Here is a 1,683-nt window from a genome sequence, read left to right on the forward strand (position 1 = left end):
GCTCTTCCGTCTCCGCATTTCCTGCTGCATGACGCCGCCGGCCGCGTCCTGCTGCGCCGCCGCCCCGCGAAGGGCCTGCTCGGGGGCATGCTGGAGATCCCGGGAACGCCCTGGCGCGACGCCCGATGGACCGAGGCGCAGGCGCTGCCCCATGCGCCGGTCGAGGCCCCCTGGCGCCTGCTGGCGGGGCGGGCACGGCACGGCTTCACGCATTTCGAGCTCGAGATGATCCTTTTCGTCGCGCCGCTGCCCCCCGGCGCCCCGCCGCCGGCGGGCGAATGGCAGGACCGCGCGGCGGCACGCGGCGCGCTGCCGAGCGTCATGGGCCGCTTGCTGACGCTTGCCGCGGGGGAATCCGGGCTTCCATAACCTCCATGCCGTCCCTCGGAGGTTCCGCCGATTCGACGCTTCATCACGCGCCTGCATGCCGGCCTGCAGCGGGCGGACTGGCTGACCCCGCCGCGCGCCCGGGCCTGGGCGGGGGCGCTCGCGCTCGCCATGGCCGGCGCGCTGATGGTGCTGCTGATGACCACGCAGGACGGCATCGCGGTGAACGGCCAGCCGATCTCGGGGGATTTCCTCAGCTTCTGGGCGGCCTCCGACCTCGCGCTCGAAGGACGGCCTGCCGCGGCCTATGTGCCGGCGGACCACATCCGCGCGCAGATGAAGGCCTTCCCGGACCTTTCCAGCTACTTCGCATTCTTCTACCCGCCGATGTTCCTGCTGGTCGTGCTGCCGGTGGCGCTGCTGCCCTACGGCGCCTCGGTGACGGCCTGGCTCCTGGTGACGGGGGCCGCCTATGTCGCGGCGATGCGGGCGCTGATGCCGCCGCGCTGGACCATCCTGCCGGTGCTGGCCTTCCCGGCGCTGCTGATCAACCTGCGCTACGGGCAGAACGGTGCCCTCAGCGCGGCCCTGTTCGCCGCCGGCGCCGCCTGTCTGGACCGGCGGCCGGTGCTCGCCGGGGTGTTCCTGGGCGGCCTCGCCTACAAGCCGCACCTGGCCGTGGCGGTGCCCTTCGTCCTGGCGGCGGCGGGCCGATGGCCGGCCTTCTTCGCGTGCGGCGCATCGGCGCTGGGCTTCGCCGCGCTGTCCTGGCTGGTGTTCGGCACCGACACCTGGCTGGCCTTCCGCGAAGGCTCGGCGCTTGCGCAGCAGGCGCTGAACGAGGGCTGGGTGGGCCCCGAGAAGATGATCAGCCTGTTCACCGGCATCCGCATGCGCGGCGGGTCGCTGGCGCTCGCCTATGGCCTGCATGCCGCGCTCGCGGCTGCCGTCGTGCTGGCGGTGGTGCTGGTGGCGCGGCAGCGTCCCGGCGGGATGGCCGAGGTCTCGCTGATGGCTGCCGCCGCGACGCTGGTGACGCCGTTCCTGGTCGATTACGACCTGATGATCACCGCAGTGCCGCTCGGCTGGATGCTGCTTGCCGGCAGCCGCACCGGGTTCCTGCCATGGGAGAAGGTGCTGCTGCTGGCGCTTTATCTATGGCCGCTCGGCACGCGCCTGCTGGTGGAGGGCACGCGGCTGCCCTTCGCGGTCGTCGCCTCCGTGGTGCTGCTGGCGCTGGTGCTGCGGCGCGCCGCGGCCAGGCCGTGACGGCGCTCGCCCCACCCGCGATGTTGCCCACGCGCTCCATGAAGCCCGACCAGTTCGTGCCGAACTGGAAGGACATGGTGATGCCCG

At 72.8% G+C, this 1,683-nt stretch carries 2 protein-coding genes and 1 pseudogene; 2 read left to right on the plus strand and 1 reads right to left on the minus strand.

What is annotated here, in order from left to right; all coding sequences use genetic code 11:
- Together HW578_RS26235 and HW578_RS26240 are read left to right on the plus strand one after the other, a co-directional pair.
- On the plus strand, positions 1–369 hold a 369-nt coding region (locus HW578_RS26235; RefSeq protein WP_198373649.1), incomplete at its 5' end, for an NUDIX domain-containing protein.
- A 129-nt stretch (positions 370–498) separates the two neighbouring features.
- Positions 499–1,596 (plus strand): glycosyltransferase family 87 protein, encoded by a 1,098-nt coding sequence (locus HW578_RS26240; RefSeq protein ID WP_198373650.1) that lies wholly within the window; start codon positions 499–501, stop codon positions 1,594–1,596.
- Positions 1,597–1,615: 19 nt separating this feature from the next.
- Here the strand turns inward: HW578_RS26240 and HW578_RS28275 are convergent.
- Positions 1,616–1,672, minus strand: a pseudogene (locus HW578_RS28275) (hypothetical protein); the annotation flags it as partial.
- Positions 1,673–1,683 lie beyond the last annotated feature (11 nt).

Origin of the sequence: Roseomonas rosulenta, from assembly GCF_016106005.1 — a bacterium.
GTDB lineage: Bacteria > Pseudomonadota > Alphaproteobacteria > Acetobacterales > Acetobacteraceae > Neoroseomonas > Neoroseomonas rosulenta.